A 21,089-nucleotide genomic window follows, 5' to 3' on the forward strand; every position below is an offset into this window, starting at 1 on the left:
CCTGCGTGGCACCCAGGAGCAGAAACAGGAAATCGAGCGGGTCGCCACCGCCATGCACCAGATGGCCACCTCGGTGCAGGACGTGGCGCGCAATGCGGTGCAGACCGCGGAAGCGGCGGATACCGCGGTGCAGCACGCCAACGAGGGCACCCAGGTGCTCAGGCAGACGGTCCGGCAGATCGATCAGCTGTCCGCCGAAGTGGAACAGGCCGCGCTGGCGATGAACCAGCTGGAGACGGACAGCGGCAAGATCGTCAATGTCCTGGACGTCATCAAGTCCGTGGCCGAGCAGACCAACCTGCTGGCCCTCAACGCCGCCATCGAGGCGGCCCGGGCCGGCGAGGCCGGGCGCGGCTTCGCGGTCGTCGCCGACGAGGTGCGCGCCCTGGCTCAGCGGACCCAGCAGTCCACCCAGGAGATCCAGCAACTGGTCGAGACGTTGCAGAGCGGGACCCTGACCGTGGTCGAGCGTATGACGGCCAGTCGCAACCTGACCTCCAACAGCGTCGCCCTGATCCGCGACACCGGTACGGCCCTCGACCACATCTGTGCGGGCATCTCGGGCGTGCAAGCCATGACGCAACAGATCGCCACGGCCGCCGAGGAGCAGAGTTCGGTCGCCGACGAGGTCAATCGCAGCGTGTTGAACGTGCGCGAAATCGCCGATCAGGCCGCGACTGCCAGCGCCCAGACCAATCAGGCGTCTGCCGATCTCGCCCGACTCGGGCAGGACTTGCAGGCACAGGTGCAGCACTTCCGCGTCTGACCCATACCTGAGCGCCGGGCCACTCGGCTAGGTTCTGTACGAAAAATGCCTGCGCTCGGTGATGCTTCGTTGAAAAAGGCCTGGATCGCCAGCCCGGTCGCAATGCTCATTTACCGCTCGTAAACTCCGCTTCCTCAGCCTTTTTCGCCTCGGCTGACCTTCGCTCGGCGACTTTTCGTACAGAACCTAGTACGCCATGGACAGGCTGAGGGTCACCTGGGGCACCACGCCGTCGGTCTCGCCCTCCGGACCGCTCAACTCGCGCAGGGCGCCGTCGCGATAGAGCGCCAGGGCTTCGGCGCGAGCGCTCCAGCGCGTCTCGCCCCAACGGAAGGGCTGCTCCAGCGCCAGCCCGGTGCGGGCATAGAGACGGTCACCGGAGTCCGGTCCATAGAAGCCGTTCCAGCCCACCCCCAGGGCACTGGGGAAACTGAGGCGCAGGCCGCTGGCCGAGAGGTCCAGTCCGGGTTCCAGGCTGCCTTGGGTATAGAGGCCACTGTCGCCCTGGGTACGGGTGGTCACCGCCAACCCCGGCCGCCAGGCGCCCAGGCCCGAATCGGCCTGGTAGGCCAGGGTCAGGCTGGCCTCCTGGGTGGTGGCGGCGACATCGTTGGGGCTTGTCTTGACCGTATAGACGACGCCGATTCGCAGGCCTTCCGCCGGCGACACCACCAGACCCAGCAGGTTGTTGCTCTCGTACCAGCGCCGCGGGCTGACCCGCTCCTCGCTGGAGGGGCTGTGGAAGCCGTTGCTGCTGCTGAACACCAGCCAGGCATCGGCCATGCCGTCGTTCCCCTGGTGCAGATCCAGGGCGAAACCCGCCTGGACGTGCAGCGGGATACGGTCGAGGCTGGCCGCGTCGTCATCGTAGTTGCCGCGGGAAAAGTCACCGTTGCGCACGTCCATGCCCAGTTGCGGATGGAAGCGCCCGGAACTCTCGCTGACCTCCACGCTACCCAGGGCGGCGTCTTCGCTCTCGATGGAGGGTACGCTGCGCGGTGCGGCGCTGGCGTCGCCAGTGGACAGCAGCCCGCCGGCGAGGAGCGCGGTGATCAGGGGGGAACGCATGAGGTCTTCCTCGGCAGGGTGCCCGAACCGTGCTGGCCTGGCCGACCCAAGGTTCGGACCGGGTGGGCTAAGGCGGGGTTCCTGCCAGGTTCGCTCAGGACTGGGGCGCTTCGATGTCGCGCAACATCTGTAGCAGGCGGGCACGCCGGCTTTCCAGTTCGTCGATCTGCCGCTCCAATGTCCGCAGTCGCTCGCGCTGGGCCGCCGAGGTTTCCGGGCAGGCCTGGGCGCCCTCGATCAGGCGCATGCAGTCGGGAAAGCCGCGGATCTCCGCCAGGCTGAAACCGGCGCCGAGCAGCCGTTGCAACTGCCGGACCTGGGCCACGGCACTGGCCGGGAAGTGGCGATAGCCGTTGGCCCCCCGTCCCGCCACCAGCAGCCCCTGGGCTTCGTAGTGACGCAAGGAGCGCACGCTGACCCCGGTGGCGGTGGCCAGTTGACCGATGCTGAGCGGGGGCGAGGGTGCAGTCATGACGACGCTCCGGCACTAAGGGAAAGGGGAGTGCAGGCCACTATCGCATGGCGCCTGGGGGCTTGACCCTCACATTGGTGTCAGCCTCGACCCTGGCGGTTCCCCTTTTACGGAGACCTGCCATGAGTCCCTTGCGCCTGTTGTCCTTGATCCTGTTGTTGAGCCTGACCAGTCTGGCCGCCCAGGCCCGGGAGTGGCGGATCACCGCTCCCGACGGCGTGGAGCTGGCCGTCCAGGAACAGGGTGATCCCCACGGCGTGCCCATCATCTTCATCCATGGCCTGCTGGGCAGCCGGCTGAATTGGGGAGCCCAGCTCGCCAGCCCCGCGCTGAGCCGCTTCCGCCTGATCACCTACGACCTCCGTGGCCATGGCCTGTCGGGCAAGCCGTTCGGTGCCGCGCCGTACCGCGAGGGTCGCCGCTGGGCCGACGACCTGGCGACGGTCATCGCTGCCACCGGGGCCCAGCGGCCGGTGCTGGTGGGCTGGTCGTTGGGCGCCACGGTGATCACCAACTACCTGGCCGCCTACGGCGATGCCGACTTGGCCGGCGTCGTCTATGTGGACGGCGTCATCGAGTTGTCCTCCGCGCAGATCGTGCCGCACCCCGAGGTCTATCGGGACCTGGTCTCGCCCGATCTACGCACCCACCTGGACGCGATCCGTACCTTTCTCGCCCTGTGTTTCGCCACACCGCCAGCGCCGGCGTTGTTCCAACGGCTCTACGCGACTGCCGCCATGGCCTCCTGGGACATGCAGCGCGCCGTCCAGGGTCAGGACGTCGCGGCCGTCCAGGGGTTGGGCCGGATGCGCGTGCCGCTCTGGTTGCTCTATGGTGAAAAGGACGCGCTGGTCCATCCCGAGGCGTCCATCGCCCGGGCCCGGGCGCTCAATCCGCGCCTCGAAGCGACCCGCTATGCCGCGTCCGGGCATGCGCCCTTCCTGGAAGAGGCGCCCCTTTTCAATCGCGACCTCGCTGCCTTCGTCGATCGTCTGGAGCACCCCTCGCCATGACCGATCCTGATTTCCCCGGCTTCACCCCGCTGCACCGGAACACGGCGTCGGCCTGCTTCCACGGCATGATCGGCGGCCAGGGCCCGGCGGTCCTGCTGCTGCACGGCTATCCTCAGACCCATCTGGCCTGGCGCCATATCGCGCCGGTGCTGGCCCGGGACTATCGCGTCGTGGTGCCCGATCTACCGGGCTACGGCGCCAGCCGCCAATTGGATGACCGCTCGCGCTGGACCAAGCGGCGGGTGGCCGAGGCCCTGATTGAGTTGATGGACGGACTCGGCCTGCCACGCTTCGCCGTGGTCGGCCATGATCGCGGCGCCCGCGTCGGCTACCGCCTGGCGCTGGATCATCCCGCGCGGATCGAGCGCTACGCCTCGCTCACCGTGGTGCCCACACCGGAGGTCTGGCAGGCCTTCGACTTCAGGCGTGGGCTGGCGAACTTCCACTGGCCCTTTCTCGCCCAACCGGAGGATCTACCGGAACGCCTGCTGGCGGCCGATCCCGATGCCTTTCTCGACCAGGCCCTGGCCCGTATGGCCGGCGGCCTGGAGCGGGTCGAGCCCCGCGCCCTGGCCGCTTACCGCGAGGCGTTTCGTGACCCGGCCGTGCGCCGGGCGATCTGCGAAGACTACCGGGCCGGAGCCGAAGAGGACCTCACCGACGATCTTGCCGACCAGGCGCGGGGGCATCTTCTGAGGTGTCCGTTGCTGGTGCTCTGGCCTGAGCAGCAAGGGGGTGAATCGCCCTTGGCCATCTGGCGTCGGTGGGCGCTCGACGTGCGTGGGTGCGCTGTGCCCGGTGGGCATCTGCAACCGGAGGAGTCACCACAGGAAGTACTGGCCGCGCTACAACCCTTTCTCCAAGGTAAGCGCTGAGCGACTGGGTCTATTCAGGGGCGGCGGTACGGAGCACCAGTAGGTGGCGCCGCCGCAAGGCCTTTTGTCGGTTTCCGAAATTGTTGCGAAATTCTGAAAATACTAGAACCGGAGTGAGCCAATGACAGCAATCGACCCAGAGCTGCCGTTGCCGTAGGGCCGCTAGCGGCCAGAAGCGGACGTCGACAAACGACCGCTACTGACCCAAAAGCGGTCCCCGGTGAAAGTCAGCCTGGCATGGGTAAGCCTCTCAGCCATGCTTTCATAAGCACATGCCTACTGGTCCCGACGTGGCTTCCTGCAGTTGCCCCTTACTCCAAGCAAATGTCAGGCGGGACTGGAACAATGTTGAGAAACATTGTTATCTCTCGGCGATTCTGCCGTCGCACTATCGCTACCAGTGGCCCAATCATTAATTGATTTCAGCCGGCTTCGCATCTAGGCTTCTTGATGAGACTACGGCTTCTATAAATACCTTTACGAATTTCACTAAATTTCTGTTCTGCTGAATCGTCAACATTTTGCGGCCTTAACAAAATTCAGAAGTTAGCAATGGCACTCGATAGCCCCCCACTCGTAGTCAACTATAGACCAGACCCTAACTCGTCTGGTGCAACGGGTTCGGATTCCGGGATCGCCTATAGTGGGCAGCCCAATCAAGAGCCAAGAGATCCACCGCAAAATGCGGATACTGAAAGAGCAACGGTGCGAGGTAGCTACGTCAATGGTCCGACTTTGTTCGATACCGCGAACAGTGGTGATATGAAAGCTACTTTTCAGACAGCGCTAGAAGGTTTGCAGCTTCTGGGCACGGAATATGCCGTGAAAACTCAGCTAAATAATCATATTAATACACATTTGATAGCAAGGGATATTGCCGAGGCTCTGGCCCCGTATGGGGCGAATCCTGAGCGGCTTACAATCGATGATAATACTGAAAGTGCTTATATTCGTGCCGGACTATTCGGCACTGGCCAGCCAAGTGACCCGGGAAAGCATGATTTCTTTGGCACGGCTCTGATGCCAATCATGGGTATCGGCTATTGGATTTTAGGACAGGGCGCTGATCGCCACGTAGATATCGGCTCGTTGAACTGGTCTGCTGTGCCTAGGGATTTTAAGCCTCTCAACGATATGCTTAATGATCTGAATGTAGGTCCAGGTAGTTATCATATAGACTCAAGTTTTTCTGCAAATCTTTTCGATAATGCCATTAACTTGTTTGCGGCTGGGTTATTAGGGCGTTTTTCTGGAGGACTTATAGGAGATCTCACGATTACCCCTGATGGTAGATACAGCTTCTCTGGGGATTTTACTATGGATCCTGACAGATTCGACGCTGATCTCAGTAATCGCACTTGGTTCCAAGAGAACCTTACAAATCTACTGCGCTGGATTGGGGGCACGTTTGGACATCAAGATTATTATATTATAATCAATGGCACCCAGCATGTAGAGTTTTCCGGCTCCAAGACATTTAACAACTAGGTGTTGACAAGCATGCGCGGCGTGTCGCTATGTATGGTTTTGTTATCGATATTCACAATGGTAGGATGCAGTCCGTGCGAGGAAAAAGAATGTTCAAATTGGTCTGCAAAGGAAATAGGATCTATAATCTCTGACTATTTGAGTAATCATCCTAAAGTAGGAGAGATATCATCGTTAAAGGTAGAAAAGGCTGTCTATTATGATGACAATCAAAAGCTCTGGCTTGTCCCCTTTTCTACTGACAAGGGCACTTATTTTGCAATGATCGAATGCGGTGGTCATATTGAGATTTCTTTAAGTAATCGTTGATTAAAATACTCAGTTTGATAAACTAATAGATAGTATAGCCTTCGGCTGTCATTCGCGGTTTATATATTTATTGCCTGTAAATAAAAGGCCTTCCTGAGAGGGCTACCTTTCCAGGTAGTATCGCCCGGGTCGGCTGATCGTCTCCCGGGTGCCGCTGTAGACCGTGTAGGTCAGCACCTTGTGACCTAACGCCTTCTTCTGCCGACACAGCTCGATCAGCGCCCCCTCTTTGTGTTTGGCCTGACTCTCGTCGAAGATCGCATTGATCCTGGCCAAGGTGTCCCTGGTACGAGAGTGTTTCACCAACTCCGGCCGAAAATAGCGGTCAGGCCTGATCAGCAGTACGTCGAGCACCACACCAATTAGGGTGGTGTCCCGTCGTGCCAGGGCCTGGCAAAGCTCTGCGGTCAGTTGCTGGCCAGTTGCCGATAGGCCTCGTCCTGATTTGCCTCCATCGGAATGACAACGAACTCATCCCGGCCGATGGCAGCCGGTGGCAACGGGCTGCAGTCGGCCCTTAGTGAAGTCAGCCCAGCATCGGTAAGTCTCTCGGCCAGGCATTCATAAGTACGTGCCTACCGGTTGCGACTTAGCTTCCTGCAGTTGCCTCTTACTCCAGGCAAATGCTAGACGGGACTGGAACAGTATTAAGAAACGCCGTTATCTCTCGATGATTTTGCAGCCGCACTATCGGTACCAGTGGCCCAACCGTTAAGCGCATGCGCTCGATACCTGGGCGCGAGTCACGGTCGAAATTCCACACGTAGCGTAAAAAGGCGAAGAAGTCACGGTCGATCTTCTCGGTGCAACCATCAGGAAGGTCGGGGCGAGGATGGTTCAGCGCGCTGCGGATCACTACACGCAAAAAGCACGTAAGGCGCGGTGTTTCGAGCCAAATGATCAGGTCGGTACGGCCAAGGCGTAGATCGAAGGTGCGACGAGCATAGTTTCCTTCACATACCCAGCTATCTGTCGCCAACGCGCTGCGTACACGGGAACGAAACTGCTCGGCGTCGGGTTCAGCCCAACCAGGCTCCCAGAACAGTCTGTCTAAGTGAACAACCGGCAGTTTCAAACGCTTGCCGAGCTGACGAGCGAGGGTAGATTTGCCGCTGCCTGCGTTACCGAGAATAACGATGCGCTGCATGGGGCATCCTGCCTTGAAGGACGTCGGCTTTATGGGGGATGGAATGTTGAGTGACTTGCCAGAATCGGTCAATCGTGAAGCTGACAATGTCTTCTGAGGGTCTGTGTCCCTTTGTACCCTGTGCCAAAAAAGCTTAGCGGCAGCGGCTACTACGGGTGGCCTACCAAAGGTGCTAGGGGTGAAAAAGCAGCCTTTGGCCGGCTAGCGACGGACTAATTTCGACCGTCGCTACACATGATCAAACTTCAGTCTGATTCGCCATCTCCAGAGCGTCATCGACCTGTATCCTCAGGTATCCAACAGTGCCCTCCAGCTTCGTATGGCCAAGCAGCAACTCACCGTAAGCGGACGGAAAGCACACCTTGTGAGTCTTTCGTCCTCTCCGGTTCCGATGGCCGCTTGCTTCGCTTATGCTTCCCGACTTACGCGTAAGAATCGGAGTAGGTGTGACGGCATGGATGCAGATAAATCTTGTCCTGTAGTTTTGCGATGCATAGAAACGCTGGAAATCTTAGCGTTCGAGCATCCATTAGCAGGCTTTCAGCTGGTCAAAGGCAGTGTCGAGCCAGGTGAGTCAAGCGACTTGGCCGCGGTTCGAGAGCTGAAAGAAGAAGCGGGGATTCAGTCGACAGTTGGTCGACATTTAGGGCAGCGGCGATGCATCGTAACTGGACACACATGGGCATTTCATGAATGTCACGTCGCCCAAGACCTCCCAGATACCTGGATACATTTTGCAGAAGATGATGGTGGCCATGAATTCAGATTTTTTTGGTATCCGCTCGTGAGCGAGCCCTCTGAGAATTGGCATCAGGTTTTCAAGGATGCTTTAAGCTTTCTTCGGAAAAAAATCATTGAAGCCTAAGTGCGCTTACAGCTTTTCTTGAGGTAGTCAGGACGGAACCCACTGATGCTGCAGCAATAATTGTCCGATCTTACTGGCCCGCTGCGTCGGCAGTCGCTTCAGCACATCCCTGAGATAGGCATACGGATCATGCCCGTTCATGCGCGCCGATTGGATAAAACTCATGATGACCGCAGTCCGCTTACCGCTGCGCAGCGATCCAGCATACAATCAGTTCGAGCGCCCGAGTGCCCATGGCCGTATCTGATTCTCGACCTGGTTGTTATCGATGGGCACAGCCCATCGTCCACGTAGCGCGTCAGAGCTACCCAGTGTTTTAGGCTGTAATTGAGGGCTTTGGCCGTCGCCGAGCCATTGGGTACCAAATAGCGCTGGGCTATTGGACGGAAAAAGGGAAAGACTTATTTTTCCACTCTAACTGTCCGATCCTGGCCGTTAGCTGTACTCGTTGAAGGGCACCTATGGGTCGATAGCAGCCCCTCGAGCTTTTCCCTCGCCATTAAAAGTTATCTCTAAATTGCTCACCGAAAATTCCGCAGACAGTCGCAGCTGTTGCTAGCAGAACCTAGGGCCGTTGCATTAATTGTCACCAGCAGTCGCAGCTATTGCGAAAATCTGGAGCCGCCGATTGAGGCCTTTGCTGGCGAGGAGTTGCCTTTGTTTCGGAAACCGGCGCCTTTCGCTGCCTGTGGCCTTGTAACGGATACTCAGAGCACCGGCGAGAACACCCGCGCCACCCGCATGGCTACCCGCCGCCAGCGGCGCAGGGCGGCGTTGTCCTCGGGGGTGAGTTCGCGCGAGCGGCTGAAATCCTGCTCCAGCATCTTGCGCACCTCCCAGGCGAACTGCACGTCCATGACCATCACCATCACCTCGAAGTTGAGGCGGAAGGAGCGGTTGTCCAGATTGGCGCTGCCCACCGCGGCCACGTCCTCGTCGATCAGCACCACCTTCTGATGCAGGAAGCCCGGGCCGTAGCGGAATACCCGGATGCCGGCGTGCACCGCCTCGAAGGCATAGAGGTAGGAAGCGGCATAGACCACCTTGTGGTCCGGTCGCGAGGGCAGGAGGATACGCACGTCCACCCCACGCAGGGCGGCCAGGCGCAGGGCCGCCGAGACCGCTTCGTCGGGTATGAAGTAGGGTGAGGTGATCCAGATGCGATGGCGCGCCGAGTGGATGGCCTCGACGAAGAACAGCGAGCAGGTCTCCTGGTCGTCCGCCGGGCCGCTGGGCACCACCTGGCAGAGCACCCCGCCGTCCTCGTAGCGTTCCGGCAGCAGCAGAGTGGGCAGCTTTCTGGTCACCCAGTACCAGTCCTGGGCGAAGGTTTCCTGCAGGGTGGCCAGGGCCGGCCCACGCAACTCGATATGGGTGTCGCGCCAGGGAGCCAGGGGCGGCTTGAGGCCCATGTATTCGTCGCCGACGTTGAGTCCGCCGGTGAAGCCTACTTCACCGTCGACGATGACGATCTTGCGGTGGTTGCGGAAATTGACCTGGAACCTGTTGATCAGCCCGCGGCGGTTGCTGAATCCCTTTACCTCGCAACCGGCCGCGCGCAGCTTTTCCACATAGGCGCGCGGCAGGGCATGGCTGCCGATGGCGTCGTACAGCAGATAGACCTTGACCCCGGCGCGGGCGCGGTCGAGCAGGGTGTTCTGCAAGGCCAGGCCCAGGGCGTCGTCGTGGATGATGAAGAACTGCACCAGCACCACCTGCTGCGCGCCGCGGATGGCGCCGAGGATGGCGGCGAAGGTCTCCTCGCCATTGACCAGTAGCCGCACCTGGTTGTTGGCCACGCAGGGCGTGCCGGTGAGGGCGGTCATGGCCTTGAGCTTGCGATTGGCCGCGCTGCACTGCTGGGCGGCCATGGCCTCGGCGATCCAAGGACGCCAGTCCAGCTCGGCGGCCTGGCGCGCCATCTCCTCGTCCGCCTGGCGGCGTGCCTTCACGTAGCTGTCGAAGCGGCGCCGACCGAACACCAGGTAGGGGATCAGGCTGAGGAAGGGCATGAACACCAGCGCCATGGCCCAGGCCATGGCGCCCTGGGCGGTGCGCACCGTGACGATGGCGTGCACCGCCGCGCTGATACCGATCAGCTCGAGGACGAGGGCGATGTAGTGGAGATCGAGGGGCAGTTGCGGCACTCGGGCATCCTTCTCCGGGGTGGCGTTAGAGCCTTTTCAACGCAGTTTGGCCGACGCGCAGCAGATCGTGAACAGCCTCTTAAAGGGGTTGGACCGCCCTCAGCACCACGAATTTCGGCGTGGCCGCGATCTGTTCGACGCGCTTGAACAGTCGCTTGAGCTTGACGTGATACCCCAGATGGCGATTGCCCACCAGCCAGAGTTCGCCCTGGGCATCCAGCGCCGCGCGCGCCTGCTGGAACATGCGCCAGGCGAGGAAGTCGCCCACCACCTGCTGCTGGTGGAAGGGCGGATTGCACAGGATCAGGTCCAGCGAGCGCGGCGGCTGGTCGGCCAGGCCGTCGGCAGCCTGGATCGTCACCGGACGCTCGCCGCAGGCTGCGGCCCAGTTCTCCCGCGCCGACTGCACCGCCATGTAGGACTCGTCCACCAGGGTGAACTGCGCCCCCGGATTGGCCAGGGCACAGGCCAGGGCCAGCACCCCATTGCCGCAACCCAGGTCGGCCACTCGCGCCGAGCCCAGGCCTTGGGGCAGATGCGGCAGGAAGGCGCGGGTACCGATGTCCAGCCCTTCCCGGCAGAAGACGTTGGCGTGGTTGACCAGCGTCAGTGGCGGTTCATCCAGCCGATAGCGACTGGGGTAAGGCGAGGCCACCGCCGGACGCGCGTCCGGGGTAGCGAACAGCAACCGGGCCTTCTTCACCGCCAGCGATGCCTGCACCGGGCCGATATGGCGCTCCAGCAGGTCGCCTGCGGCCCGCGGCAGGTGCTTGAGCATGCCGGCGGCGATCACCCGGGCACCGGGCGCCAGTTGGCCGTGCAGACGGATCAGTTGCTCTTCCAGCAGCGCCAGAGTCTTGGGCACCCTTACCAGCACCCAATCGAAGGGACCGCTGATGGCCTCACTGGCCGGGACGAAGGTCACGGCCTCGGCGGCGAGGCCGTTGCGCGCCAGGTTCGCCGCCAGTGCCAGCGCCGCCAGGTGCGAATCGCCGCTGGAGGTCACCCGGGCCTGGCCGGCGAGGCTCGCGGCCAGGGCGCCGAAGCTGTCGTTGAGCACCAGTACCCGGGCGGCGGGGTCCAGGCCGCTCTCGGCGACGTGCTGCAAGAGGTACTCGTCGGCGGCGTCGAAGGCCTGCAGGGGATCGTCGCGCCGCGGTGGCTGGCGGTCGAGTTCGAGGGTGGCGAAGGGCGAAACGAGAGAAGGCATGGTTTCTGTCGGTGTTTATCGGCGGCCCAGTGCGGGACAATGGCGCTAAGAACCTGTTCACGATCTGCTGCGCGTCGGCCAAACGGCGTTGAAAATGGCCTGGGTCGCCAGCCCGGTCGGAATGCTCATTTACCACTCGTAAACGCGAGCACGAGACCGGTCCGCTTCCTCAGCCATTTTCGCGGGGCCGCCTAGGCCTTGTTTGGCTCTAGCTCGCGAGATCGTAAACAGGCTCCAAGCAATCGGGAAAAAGAGGCCAGTATGACCGCCACCGAAGACAAGTTCACCCGCGAGACGATCACCGCCGTCTGGCCCTGGAGCGACAACCTCTTCAGCCTGAGGACCACCCGCGATCCACGTTTTCGCTTCCGCGCCGGCCAGTTCGCCCGCCTGGGCGTGCGCAAGGCCGATGGCGACGTGGTCTGGCGCGCCTATTCCATGGTCTCGGCGCCCCACGACGACTTCCTCGAATTCTTCTCCATCGTGGTCCCCGGCGGCGCCTTCACCAGCGAATTGAGCCGCCTGCGCGAGGGCGACGAGCTGCTGGTGGAAAAGCAGCCCTACGGCTATCTCACCCTGGAGCGCTTCGGTGGCGGTCGCGACCTCTGGCTGCTGGCCACCGGCACGGGCCTGGCGCCCTTCCTGTCGATGCTGCAGGAGCCCGATACCTGGGAGCGCTTCGAACGCATCGTGCTGGTCTACAGCGTGCGCGAGGCGCGCGACCTGGCCTACCAGGAGGTGATCCACGGCTACGCTCAGGTGGAACACCTCGAAGGCCTCACCGACCGCCTGGTCTATGTCCCGGTGGTGACCCGCGAAGACCACCCCGGCGCCCTGCGCGGGCGCATTACCAGCCTGATCGAGAACGGCGAGCTGGAACGCGCTGCCGGCGTCGAGCTCTCGCCCGAGCATTCGCGCATCCTCATCTGCGGCAACCCGGAAATGGTCGACGATACCCGCCAACTGCTCAAGACCCGCGATCTGCAGCTGGCCTTGAGTCGCCGGCCCGGTCAGGTGGCGGTGGAAAACTACTGGTAACGCGAGCCGGTAGCGGCGTCTTTACGTTTTCTTCACAATTGGAAAAGGTTGGGTCTTTAGCTTTGGGCCCGCCTTGCTCTAGGATCGGAATTTCCAAGGCTACTTTCCGAGTCCCGATGAGCAGTGACAGATCCGAGCCGCCCCCGGCATCCTGGCCAGGTGCGGCTGACATTCCCTCCCGTCTTTCTTCCTCCGTGGCCGTTCGGCCCTCTATCGCGGAGGTCTACCGCTAATGGAATGGATCGCCGATCCCACCGCCTGGTTGGGACTCCTCACCCTGATCGTCCTGGAAATCGTCCTCGGCATCGACAACCTCGTCTTCATCGCCATCCTCGCCGACAAGCTGCCCCCTGCGCAGCGTGACAAGGCCCGGGTCATCGGCCTGTCGCTGGCGCTGATCATGCGCCTGGGCCTGCTGGCCAGCATTTCCTGGATGGTGACCCTCACCGAGCCGCTGTTCGAGGTGTTCGGCAAGGCCTTCTCCGGCCGTGACCTCATCATGTTGTTCGGCGGTATCTTCCTGCTGTTCAAGGCCACCACGGAGCTGCACGAACGCATCGAGGGCCACACCCACAAGACCGGTGGCAGCCGCACCTACGCCGCCTTCTGGCCGGTGGTGGCGCAGATCGTGGTGCTCGACGCCGTGTTCTCGCTGGACGCCGTCATCACCGCCGTAGGTATGGTCGAGCACCTGAGTGTGATGATGATCGCCGTGATCATCTCCATCGGCCTGATGCTGGTGGCGAGCAAGCCGCTGACCGCCTTCGTCAATGCCCATCCCACGGTGATCATGCTGTGCCTGGGCTTCCTGATGATGATCGGCCTGAGCCTGACCGCCGAAGGCCTGGGTTTCCACATTCCCAAGGGCTACCTGTACGCTGCCATCGGCTTCTCGATCCTCATCGAGCTGGCCAACCAGGTGGTGCGCTGGAAGCGCAAGCGGCAGATGCACGAGCGCCTCGGCATGCGCGAGCGCACCTCCCAGGCCGTGCTGCGGCTGCTGGGCGGTCGCCTGCGCGAAGACGAAGTGGACGAGGACATCGCCGACCTGATGGACGGCGAGAAGGGCGAAGGCCCGGTATTCGATCGCCGTGAGCGCCTGATGATCAGCGGCGTGCTGCAGCTGGGCGAGCGCCCGGTGCGTACGGTGATGACCGCTCGGGCCGACGTCGACATCCTCGATGCCGACGCCCCGCCGGACCGGCTGCGCGAACAGCTGCTGGCCTCGGCCCACTCTCGTCTGCCGCTGGTGGTGAACGGCAATATCGACGAACCCCTGGGCTACGTGCACAAGAAGGAGTTGTTCACCGACATTCTGCAGGGCCAGACCCCCGATTTGCGCAATCGCGTGCGTACGCCCATCCACCTGCCGGCCCAGGCCTCGGTGCTCGGGGCCCTGGAGCAACTGCGGGCGGCCTCGACCCACGTGGCCTTCGTGGTCAACGAGTTTGGCGGCTTCGAAGGTTTGCTGACCCTTACCGACATCCTCGAGGCCATCGCCGGCGAACTGCCGGATGCCAGCGAGGACAGCCTGCCGGAACTGGAAAAGATCGAGAATGGCTATCGCGCCAGCGGCGGCCTGAACCTGCACCCCCTGGCGCAGCGCACCGGTTTCCAGATCCCGGAGAACGAAGATTACCAGACCCTTGGCGGCCTGGTGGTGGACCTGCTGGGACGCTTGCCGATGGCCGGTGACCGTCTGGAGTACCAGGGCTGGCAACTGACCGTGGAATCGGTCAAGGACCGGCGGATCGGCTGGATCCGCCTGGAGCGACCCGCCTCCTAGTGAGGCGGGGTCTAACGGGACTTACTGCGGGGTGATCGGCGGCTCCTGCTTCACCACGGGAGCCACGGTCGCCTGGCTGTTCTGCTCTTTCAACAGGTCGCGGATCTCGGTCAGCAGCACCTGATCCTTGGTCGGGCCAGATGGTGCGGCCTCTTGGTGCAGGCGCAGACGATTCAGCACCTTGATCGCCATGAAGATGGCGAAGGCGATGATCACGAAGTCGAAGATGGTCTGCAGGAACTTGCCGTAAGACATGACCACCGCCGGCTGGTCGCCTACGGCCGCGCGCAGGGTGATCGCCAACTGCGAGAAATCCACACCTCCCAGCAGCAAGCCCAGCGGCGGTGTGATGATGTCGGCGACGAAGGACGACACGATCTTGCCGAAGGCGGCGCCCAGGATGATGCCGACCGCCAGGTCGACCACGTTGCCCCTCATGGCGAATTTCTTGAATTCGGCGATGATGCTCATGCTGCACTCCTTTGGATGATTTCGAAGAGACGATAGACGATTGTGCTCGCTTCGCTCGAGTTTGGAACCTTGCTAACGGTCTCCAGGTTCCCGGGAAACGGCAAATCAGCTGCAAATCGGCAGCTGGTCGTGGCTGTCGCACTTTGCCCGGGGCGCCGGGTCCACCCTTGTACGACGAGGGCTGCAACCCTCGCGACGTCAACTTCTCACGCCCAAGGAGGCTCCGATGGTTGCCAAACACGACCTGCACAAAGACTTTCCCGAGTACGCCGAACAGCTGGACAGCCGTCCGCAGACCGATGCGGCCTTCGCCAAGCTACTGGACGACTACGCGAAACTCGACCAGCAGATCCTCGATCTGGAAGAAGTGGAAGAATCCAGCGGCGACGAAGAACTGGGTCGTCTGCGCCGCGAGCGCGTGCTGCTCAAGGACAAGATCGCCCAGCAACTGAAATACCCCTCCTAGCCACCTTGGCCCGGCGCTCGCCGTCGGGTTTCGCTTAGTGCCTGTTCATAATCTCGCGAGCTAGAGCCAAACAAGGCGAAAATGGCTGAGGAAGCGGAGTTTACAAGGGGTAAATGAGTATTCCGAGGCTATTTTCAACGCGGTTTGGCCGACGCGCAGCAGATTTTGAACAGGCTCTTGGTGCGATTGGCAAGGGCCGCGGGCATTGCCATCATGCCCCCTCAGCAGGAGGGACAAGATGAGCGATGAAGCGGCGATGTACCGTCAGTGGCAGTTGTGGATCACCGAGGCGGCCTTGGACGTGCAACGCCGTCGGGTCCAACAGGAGTTCGCTGAATACAGCCGGCTGCTGGCGTCACTCCAGCACCTGGAACAGGTGCACTGGCAGGAGGCCTTGCCCAGTTGGCTGAGAGGGGATGGTGCGCTGGCCTCGATGCTCAAGCACTGAGGTGAGGGCCTTGCCAGGCGGATGCCCGGCGAGCGTGCGCTGAACGTCAGGTGTTGCTCTGCGGTCAATGCCTTACCCCACACGAGTTTCACGGGGTAAGCGAGATCCGCCCGGCCGCCCCGGCCCTCACGATGAGGATGTCCCCATGAAGCGTACCGCCCTGATCGCCCTGATGCTGTTCGCCACTGCGCCCGCCTTTGCCAATGATCTCTGCAGTGTGCAGCTGCAAAAGCTGGACGACGCCAGCAAGATGAAGACCAACATGATCGGCTCGGGCAGCTCCCAGGCCCAGCAGATCGCCAATTTCCGCAAGAACGCCATGGAAGCCCAGAAAGCCGGCGACGAGAAGAAGTGCATCGCCCAGGCCAACCAGGCCTTGACCATGCTGCGTCAGCCGGGCGGCGAAGGCGGCCAGTAGGGCCTACCGCTCCCCCATCGCCAAGGCGCGCTCCGCGAGGATCGCGCCTTTTTACTGTCTATGCATCCAGTCGTGTTATGCTGGGACCCTTCCTCTTTCGACAGGAGTCTCCTGGCATGGCCAAGGCCAAGCGTCTCTACGGTTGCACCGAATGCGGCGCCACCTTCCCCAAGTGGGCGGGGCAGTGCGGCGAGTGCGGTGCCTGGAACACCCTGGTGGAAACCGTCGTCGAGACCTCCGCCGTGCCCTCCGGTCGCGCCGGCTGGGCCGGCCAGCAGGCGACCATCAAGACCCTGGCCGAAGTCAGTGTCGAGGAAACGCCACGTTTCACCACCGACTCCACCGAACTCGACCGGGTCCTGGGTGGTGGCCTGGTGGACGGCTCCGTGGTGTTGATCGGCGGCGATCCTGGCATCGGCAAGTCCACCATCCTGCTGCAGACCCTCTGCCACCTGGCCGCCCGCATGCCGGCTCTCTATGTGACGGGCGAGGAATCCCAGCAGCAGGTGGCCATGCGTGCCCGGCGCCTGGGCCTGCCGGAAGACAAGCTCAAGGTCATGACCGAGACCTGCATCGAGACCATCGTCGCCACCGCCCGCCAGGAAAAGCCGCGGGTCATGGTGATCGACTCCATCCAGACCATCTTCACCGAGCAACTGCAGTCCGCCCCGGGCGGCGTGGCCCAGGTACGCGAGAGCGCGGCCCTCCTGGTGCGCTTCGCCAAGCAGACCGGCACCGCCATCTTCCTGGTCGGCCACGTCACCAAGGAAGGCGCCCTGGCCGGACCGCGGGTGCTGGAGCACATGGTCGACACCGTGCTCTATTTCGAGGGCGAATCCGACGGGCGTCTGCGCATGCTGCGGGCGGTGAAGAATCGCTTCGGCGCGGTCAACGAGCTGGGTGTGTTCGGCATGACCGACAAGGGCCTCAAGGAAGTGTCCAACCCCTCGGCGATCTTCCTCAATCGCGCCCAGGAAGCGGTAGCCGGCAGCGTGGTCATGGCCACCTGGGAGGGGTCGCGGCCCATGCTGGTGGAGGTGCAGGCGCTGGTGGACACCAGTCACCTGGCCAACCCGCGCCGGGTCACCGTGGGCCTGGACCAGAATCGCCTGGCCATGCTGCTGGCGGTACTGCATCGCCATGGCAGCATTCCCACCTACGACCAGGACGTCTTCATCAACGTGGTCGGCGGGGTCAAGGTGCTGGAGACGGCGGTGGACCTGGCGCTGATGTCGGCGGTGATTTCCAGCCTCAGGGACCGCGCCCTGCCGCACGACCTGCTGGTGTTCGGCGAGATCGGCCTGTCCGGCGAGATCCGCCCGGTCCCCAGTGGCCAGGAGCGTCTCAAGGAGGCCGCCAAGCACGGCTTCAAGCGCGCCATCGTGCCCAAGGGCAACGCGCCGAAAGACCCGCCGCCTGGCTTGCAGGTGGTAGCGGTGACACGATTGGAGCAGGCACTGGATGCGCTGTTCGAATAGCCAAAGCCGGCATTCGTAATATTTTTTAAAACTATGAGTGGGGCAGGGCGGTCTATCAGGCGCTTCCATGATCCTGGATAACCGCCATGTCTCGTCTGCTTCCGCTGTCCTTGCTCTTCGCCGGTCTTGCCGCCAGTGCCTTCGCCCAGGCCGCCGACCCCAGCGCGCGCGCGCCGGCCAGTCTGGAAGTGGATCAATTGGAATGGCAGCGAGCCGACGAGGGCAGCGTCTTCAACTGGGATCTGGAAGGCTGGGCCCTGGGCGGCGGCGCCGATCGGCTGGATTTCCGTAGCCAGGGCGAACGCAGCAACGGCCACACCGAACAGGCCGAGGTGCAGGCGCTCTGGGGGCATGAACTGGCCAAGGGCTGGGGCAGCGTGGCCGGTATCCGCCAGGATTTCAAACCCGGCTCGCCGCAGACCTGGGCGGCCCTGGGCATCCAGGAGCACGCGCCCGAGGACCTCGACATCGAGATCACGGCCTTCTTCGGCGAGAACAACCAGACCGCCCTGCGCCTGGAAGCCGAATACGACTGGTCCCTGACCCAGCGGCTGATCCTGCAGCCGCATACCGAACTCAACTTCTATGGCCGCAACGATGAGTCGCGCGGGCAGGGCGCGGGCTTCGCCGAAAGCGAGGCAGGGCTACGCCTGAGATACCAGGTCACTCCCGCGGTGGCGCCCTATGTTGGCGTCTCCTGGAACGCCACCCACGGCAACACCGCAGCCATGGCCCGCGAAGAGGGCGAAGACACCCACGACGCCCGCCTGGTGGTGGGTCTGCACCTGGAATTCTGAGGCGAGAGGGGCTGGCTCTCAGGCCCGACATCAGGAGTGGAAAAGGCTGCGCCATTTTCCACGCTACGGTATGACTCCTATCGCGGCCATGGCGGTCCGCCGATGCGGCCGCTCCTACAGCTGTGCCTGAGCCTGTAGGAGCGGCCCATGGCCGCGATACGTGCAATACAGCCTGGCGGCGCTACAGCGTGCCCAGCGCCGCCAATTCACGCTCCAGCAGCGTCTCGTCGCCCAGGTTCAGTTCCACCAGGCGGCGCAGGTGGCTGATGGAGTCCAGGTCGATCTGCCGGCAGGCGAAGGCCAACTGGCCTTCCGTTTCCCGCACCAGCTCCACTTCCATGCTCACCTGGGTCTCGTCGTTGAGCGCGATGCGCAGCTGATAGGCGGCGCTCGGTTGCGCTTCCCAGCCGGCGGGTCGGCTCAGCAGCACGCCCTTGAGCGAGATGTCGTCCACGGGCGCCGCCCACTGGCGTTCACCCTGGTGCAACTGCGCGGGTGCATCGAAGGTGAAGCGGGTAAAGCGGCGACGCTCGTTGGTGTCGTTCATGGCTGACTTCCTGAGGGTTCCTGATCACTGTAGACGACAGCCGTCGTCTCGTATCGACTTCGCCTGCGAGGGTAGCCGGCCGCGCCCGGAGGAGCCAGCCCAAGCCGGCTCATTGGTCGCCTGGATGCGAGCAGCGGCTCTTGGTCAGACGTTAGACGAGTCTTCGCCCCGCCAGCCGTATTCTCGCGCATGCCGGACCAGGTCGGCCGGCTTCTGGATGTCGAGCTTGCGGCGGATGCTCAGGCGATGGGTCTCCACGGTGCGCACGCTGAGGTGCAGTCGCTGGGCCATGGCCTTGTTGTTGAGGCCCTGGGCCATCAGCAGCAGGACCTGGCGTTCACGCGGGGTGAGTTCCTGCTCGCTGGTACCGCCTTGGCCCAGGCGCGCAGCGATGGCGCGGCTGTAGAAGCGTCCGCCCACCGCCAGGGCCTCGACCGCGGCGATGATCTCCTCGGAGGGGGCATCCTTGAGCACGTAGCCCGCCGCGCCTACCCGCAGCGAGGTGCTCACGTACTCGCGATTGTCGTACATGCTCAGGATCAGTACCCGGGCGCGGGGTGCGCGCTCGGTGATCAGGGCGGTCAGCTCCAGGCCGTTGATGTCCTTGAGGCCGATGTCCACCAGCAGGATGTCCGGATCTAGCCGTCCCAGCAGCTCGAGCGCCTCTTCGCCACAGCTCGCCTCGCCGACCACGGCGAAGCGGTCGATGGTGCCCAGCAGTGCCCGCACCCCGGCGCGGACCAGGGCGTGGTCGTCGACCAGGACGATGCGGATCGGCGTCATGTCGGGCTCTCTTCGTCGGCGGGGAGGTCGGAGCGTAGCAGAACCACGTCCAGGGTCGTGCCGCCGGGCCCGGACTGGATGGCGCAGCGCCCGCCGAACAGCTCCACCCGCTCGCGAATGTTGCGCAGGCCGATGCCACCGCTCTGGTGCTCCACCTGCTGGGTGTCGAAGCCACGGCCGTCGTCGTGCACGGTCAGGCAGATCCAGCGGCCACGGCGTTGCAGGTCGATGACCACGTGACTGGCGTCGGCATGGCGTTCGATGTTGGTCAGGGCCTCCTGGACGATGCGGAAGAGGGCGACGTCCAGGTCGCCGCCGGAAGGCGTGCCATCCAGGGTCTGCCGATAGTCCACCGCCAGGCCGCTGCGCTGGCGGAATTCCTCCACCAGCTGGCCAAGGGCGGCGGGCAGGCCCAGGGTATCCAGCAGGGAAGGGTGCAGGTCATGGGAGATGCGGCGGATTTCGCCAATGGCCGCGGCCAGGCGCTGGGTGCCCTCGCGCAACGAGTCGCTGGCGCTGGCCTTGCCGGCGCCCAGCTCGCGGCTGGCCAGTTCGAACTGGAACTTGATGGACACCAGCAACTGGCTGATGCCGTCGTGCAACTCCCGCGACAGCCGTGAACGCTCCTCTTCCTGGGAGGTGATGAGTCTCTGGGTCAGTTGCTTGAGCTTACGGTCGGCCAGGCGGTGTTCGCTGACGTTGAGCGTCAGGCCTCCGGCGAACACCAACAGCACCGCCACCAGGGCCACCCCGGCGCTGGCCAGCAGGGTGGTGCGGATGCCGGCGGCCACGTCGTGGCGCACCTGGGCCAGGGCGGCGTCCACGTCGTCCAGGTAGAGCCCGGTGCCCAGCACCCAGCCCCAACGCTGCAGCTGGGTCACGTAGGCGAGCTTTTCCGCCATCTGCCCGCTGGAGGGCTTCTGCCAGCCGTAGCGCTGGAAGCCATCCCCTTCGCGGGCGCTCCTGAGCAGCGCCTGGATCACCAGCAGGCCAGTGCCATCGGTGAGTTGCCAGAGATCCTGGCCGACCAGCTCCGGCTGGCGCGGATGCATGAGATTGCGGCCGTGCTCGTCGTAGACGAAGAAGTAGCCGTCGCTGCCGAAGTTCAGGCTGGCCAGCAGCGCCAGGACCTTGGCCTTGGTGTCTTCGTCGTCGCGGCCACTGCCGTACAGCGGCTGGATGGCGCTGACGCCCATCTCCACGTAGTTGCGCAGCTCCGCCTTCTTGCTGCCGAGGATGCTGTGTTCCAGCAGGTGCGCCTGTTGCTCGCCGAGGCGCTGGCTCTGCTCCAGCACCACCAGGCAGACCGCCGCCACCGCCAGCAGCAGCGGCAGGATGCCGAGGGCGACCATCTTGTATTTGAGCTGCATCGGGACCTGTCCGGACTGCCAGCTACGTAGAACTACGTAGCTGGCCTTGGGTAGTTCTGCGAATTTCGCTGTCGCAATGAGCCGCCGATAGTAATATGGCTCCGCTGTGGGCTCTCAACAATAACAA

General features: G+C 63.1%; 22 protein-coding genes and 2 pseudogenes. 12 read left to right on the forward strand and 12 right to left on the reverse strand.

Going from position 1 to position 21,089, the window contains the following annotated elements; all coding sequences use genetic code 11:
* Positions 1-52: 52 nt before the first annotated feature.
* Entirely contained in the window at positions 53-766 is a 714-nt protein-coding gene (locus RND78_RS28325) for a methyl-accepting chemotaxis protein (RefSeq protein WP_409457072.1), read from the forward strand.
* A gap of 186 nt (positions 767-952) precedes the next feature.
* Here the strand turns inward: RND78_RS28325 and RND78_RS17245 are convergent, their stop codons facing one another.
* Together RND78_RS17245 and RND78_RS17250 are read right to left on the reverse strand one after the other, a co-directional pair.
* Positions 953-1,834, reverse strand: coding sequence for a hypothetical protein (locus RND78_RS17245; RefSeq protein WP_312730583.1), 882 nt, complete (start codon positions 1,832-1,834; stop codon positions 953-955).
* A 94-nt stretch (positions 1,835-1,928) separates the two neighbouring features.
* Complete coding sequence (locus RND78_RS17250; RefSeq protein ID WP_312730586.1) at positions 1,929-2,306, reverse strand: MerR family transcriptional regulator; 378 nt, start codon at positions 2,304-2,306, stop codon at positions 1,929-1,931.
* A gap of 122 nt (positions 2,307-2,428) precedes the next feature.
* Here RND78_RS17250 and RND78_RS17255 point away from each other — a divergent pair, with 122 nt between their 5' ends.
* From RND78_RS17255 to RND78_RS17265, 3 genes are all read left to right on the forward strand, one after another.
* A complete protein-coding gene (locus RND78_RS17255; protein ID WP_312730589.1) occupies positions 2,429-3,319 on the forward strand; it encodes an alpha/beta hydrolase in 891 nt (296 codons plus the stop codon).
* A complete protein-coding gene (locus RND78_RS17260) occupies positions 3,316-4,194 on the forward strand; it encodes an alpha/beta hydrolase (protein ID WP_312730591.1) in 879 nt (292 codons plus the stop codon). The genes RND78_RS17255 and RND78_RS17260 overlap by 4 nt, the downstream gene beginning before the upstream one ends.
* A 552-nt stretch (positions 4,195-4,746) precedes the next feature.
* Positions 4,747-5,682 (forward strand): lipid II-degrading bacteriocin, encoded by a 936-nt coding sequence (locus RND78_RS17265; protein WP_312730592.1) that lies wholly within the window; start codon positions 4,747-4,749, stop codon positions 5,680-5,682.
* Positions 5,683-6,093: 411 nt separating this feature from the next.
* Here the strand turns inward: RND78_RS17265 and RND78_RS17270 are convergent, their stop codons facing one another.
* The 3 genes and pseudogenes from RND78_RS17270 to RND78_RS17280 all read right to left on the reverse strand — a co-directional run.
* A complete protein-coding gene (locus tag RND78_RS17270; RefSeq protein ID WP_312730593.1) occupies positions 6,094-6,345 on the reverse strand; it encodes a hypothetical protein in 252 nt (83 codons plus the stop codon).
* A 256-nt stretch (positions 6,346-6,601) separates the two neighbouring features.
* A complete protein-coding gene (locus RND78_RS17275) occupies positions 6,602-7,138 on the reverse strand; it encodes an AAA family ATPase (RefSeq protein ID WP_312730594.1) in 537 nt (178 codons plus the stop codon).
* Positions 7,139-7,376: 238 nt separating this feature from the next.
* Positions 7,377-7,475, reverse strand: a pseudogene (locus RND78_RS17280) (integrase); the annotation flags it as partial.
* A 117-nt stretch (positions 7,476-7,592) separates the two neighbouring features.
* Between RND78_RS17280 and RND78_RS17285 the strand changes: the two are divergent.
* Positions 7,593-8,003 carry an NUDIX domain-containing protein gene (locus RND78_RS17285; protein ID WP_312730595.1) on the forward strand — a complete coding sequence of 137 codons (411 nt, stop codon included), beginning with the start codon at positions 7,593-7,595 and terminating at the stop codon, positions 8,001-8,003.
* 27 nt (positions 8,004-8,030) lie between these two features.
* Here RND78_RS17285 and RND78_RS17290 read toward each other — a convergent pair.
* From RND78_RS17290 to RND78_RS17300, 3 genes and pseudogenes are all read right to left on the reverse strand, one after another.
* A pseudogene (locus RND78_RS17290) lies at positions 8,031-8,383 on the reverse strand (transposase); the annotation flags it as partial.
* Between the two features lie 327 nt (positions 8,384-8,710).
* Positions 8,711-10,150 carry a cardiolipin synthase gene (cls, locus tag RND78_RS17295; RefSeq protein WP_312730597.1) on the reverse strand — a complete coding sequence of 480 codons (1,440 nt, stop codon included), beginning with the start codon at positions 10,148-10,150 and terminating at the stop codon, positions 8,711-8,713.
* A gap of 79 nt (positions 10,151-10,229) precedes the next feature.
* Positions 10,230-11,360 carry a class I SAM-dependent methyltransferase gene (locus tag RND78_RS17300; RefSeq protein ID WP_312730599.1) on the reverse strand — a complete coding sequence of 377 codons (1,131 nt, stop codon included), beginning with the start codon at positions 11,358-11,360 and terminating at the stop codon, positions 10,230-10,232.
* A gap of 261 nt (positions 11,361-11,621) precedes the next feature.
* Between RND78_RS17300 and RND78_RS17305 the strand changes: the two genes are divergently transcribed.
* Both RND78_RS17305 and RND78_RS17310 read left to right on the forward strand, forming a co-directional pair.
* Positions 11,622-12,398 carry a ferredoxin--NADP reductase gene (locus RND78_RS17305; RefSeq protein WP_312730601.1) on the forward strand — a complete coding sequence of 259 codons (777 nt, stop codon included), beginning with the start codon at positions 11,622-11,624 and terminating at the stop codon, positions 12,396-12,398.
* Between the two features lie 232 nt (positions 12,399-12,630).
* A complete protein-coding gene (locus RND78_RS17310) occupies positions 12,631-14,184 on the forward strand; it encodes a TerC family protein (protein ID WP_312730603.1) in 1,554 nt (517 codons plus the stop codon).
* 21 nt (positions 14,185-14,205) lie between these two features.
* Here the strand turns inward: RND78_RS17310 and mscL are convergent, their stop codons facing one another.
* The gene (mscL, locus tag RND78_RS17315; protein WP_312730604.1) at positions 14,206-14,655 is read right to left on the reverse strand and encodes a large-conductance mechanosensitive channel protein MscL; all 450 of its coding nucleotides are present in this window, start codon (positions 14,653-14,655) and stop codon (positions 14,206-14,208) included.
* Between the two features lie 226 nt (positions 14,656-14,881).
* On the opposite strand from mscL, the gene RND78_RS17320 reads away from it, so the two are divergent.
* From RND78_RS17320 to RND78_RS17340, 5 genes are all read left to right on the forward strand, one after another.
* A complete protein-coding gene (locus tag RND78_RS17320; RefSeq protein ID WP_059230250.1) occupies positions 14,882-15,121 on the forward strand; it encodes a YdcH family protein in 240 nt (79 codons plus the stop codon).
* 238 nt (positions 15,122-15,359) lie between these two features.
* Positions 15,360-15,569: a hypothetical protein gene (locus RND78_RS17325; RefSeq protein ID WP_312730606.1), complete on the forward strand. Its 210-nt coding sequence runs from the start codon at positions 15,360-15,362 to the stop codon at positions 15,567-15,569.
* A gap of 145 nt (positions 15,570-15,714) precedes the next feature.
* Positions 15,715-15,987 carry a hypothetical protein gene (locus RND78_RS17330; RefSeq protein WP_312730608.1) on the forward strand — a complete coding sequence of 91 codons (273 nt, stop codon included), beginning with the start codon at positions 15,715-15,717 and terminating at the stop codon, positions 15,985-15,987.
* A 116-nt stretch (positions 15,988-16,103) separates the two neighbouring features.
* The gene (gene radA / locus RND78_RS17335; protein WP_058760248.1) at positions 16,104-17,465 is read left to right on the forward strand and encodes a DNA repair protein RadA; all 1,362 of its coding nucleotides are present in this window, start codon (positions 16,104-16,106) and stop codon (positions 17,463-17,465) included.
* 86 nt (positions 17,466-17,551) lie between these two features.
* Positions 17,552-18,262 (forward strand): copper resistance protein B, encoded by a 711-nt coding sequence (locus RND78_RS17340; RefSeq protein WP_312730611.1) that lies wholly within the window; start codon positions 17,552-17,554, stop codon positions 18,260-18,262.
* 181 nt (positions 18,263-18,443) lie between these two features.
* On the opposite strand, the gene RND78_RS17345 is transcribed toward RND78_RS17340, so the two are convergent.
* The 3 genes from RND78_RS17345 to RND78_RS17355 form a co-directional block, all read right to left on the reverse strand.
* On the reverse strand, positions 18,444-18,809 hold the full coding sequence (locus tag RND78_RS17345; RefSeq protein WP_312730613.1) for a PilZ domain-containing protein: 366 nt from the start codon (positions 18,807-18,809) through the stop codon (positions 18,444-18,446).
* A 144-nt stretch (positions 18,810-18,953) separates the two neighbouring features.
* Entirely contained in the window at positions 18,954-19,592 is a 639-nt protein-coding gene (locus RND78_RS17350) for a response regulator transcription factor (RefSeq protein WP_312730616.1), read from the reverse strand.
* Complete coding sequence (locus tag RND78_RS17355; protein ID WP_312730618.1) at positions 19,589-20,962, reverse strand: cache domain-containing protein; 1,374 nt, start codon at positions 20,960-20,962, stop codon at positions 19,589-19,591. The genes RND78_RS17350 and RND78_RS17355 overlap by 4 nt, the downstream gene beginning before the upstream one ends.
* Between the last annotated feature and the right edge of the window lie 127 nt (positions 20,963-21,089).

It is taken from the genome of Pseudomonas oryzihabitans (genome assembly GCF_032027545.1).
In the GTDB taxonomy this organism is placed as follows: Bacteria; Pseudomonadota; Gammaproteobacteria; order Pseudomonadales; family Pseudomonadaceae; genus Chryseomonas; species Chryseomonas oryzihabitans_F.